Origin of the sequence: Ectothiorhodospira shaposhnikovii (assembly GCF_022227765.1) — a bacterium.
Lineage (GTDB): Bacteria > Pseudomonadota > Gammaproteobacteria > Ectothiorhodospirales > Ectothiorhodospiraceae > Ectothiorhodospira.
In genome coordinates, this window is the sequence record NZ_JAJMLZ010000032.1 from 1 (window position 1) to 601 (window position 601).

Consider the following 601-nt stretch of genomic DNA (forward strand, 5'->3'; position numbering starts at 1 on the left):
TCCGGCAAACAGGGCCTTGAAGTGGGTTTCCAGGGCCGGCAGGTCGTGGGCCTGCAGGGCGCGAAACAGACTGATGCGCTGCTGGGCCGCTCTGGGCATGCCCAGGGCCGGGAGCAAGGCCTGGTTGAGACTGGCCTCCACTTCCCGGTTGGGATAGCCCAGGGTGTAAAGCCAGTAACCGGTCATGGGCTGCTCCACCTTGTGCACGGTGAGATACCCGGTCTGGAACAAGAGCGCCTCGGTGGCAATCTCGTCCACGTCGAAGCGGCCCAGAAGTGCGGCCTCCGTTTCCAGGGTGTCCAGCCGCGGGGTGTAAAAACCGCGTTCGGCGAGGAGCTTGACCAGGAACGTAGGCGTGGCACTCTCAAACCAGTAGGGCCGGAACTCCCGTTTCTGGAACAGCAGCAACACATCAAACGGGTTATAGACCGCCGGCGTTGTCTCATCTCCCCAACGATAGCCGTTGTACCACTGTCGGATCTGCTCCCGGTCCAGACCCGGTAGTTCCGGCGCAAAGACGGTATCGATGTCCTCGTCGGTGTAGCCGCAGATGGGCGCAAAGGGCTTGTCCAGGGTGATGTCGTTGAGGTTGTTCAGCCCC

1 pseudogene is annotated in these 601 nt (G+C 62.1%); it reads right to left on the reverse strand.

What is annotated here, in order from left to right:
* Positions 1-601: pseudogene (locus LQD11_RS15440) on the reverse strand (hypothetical protein); the annotation flags it as partial.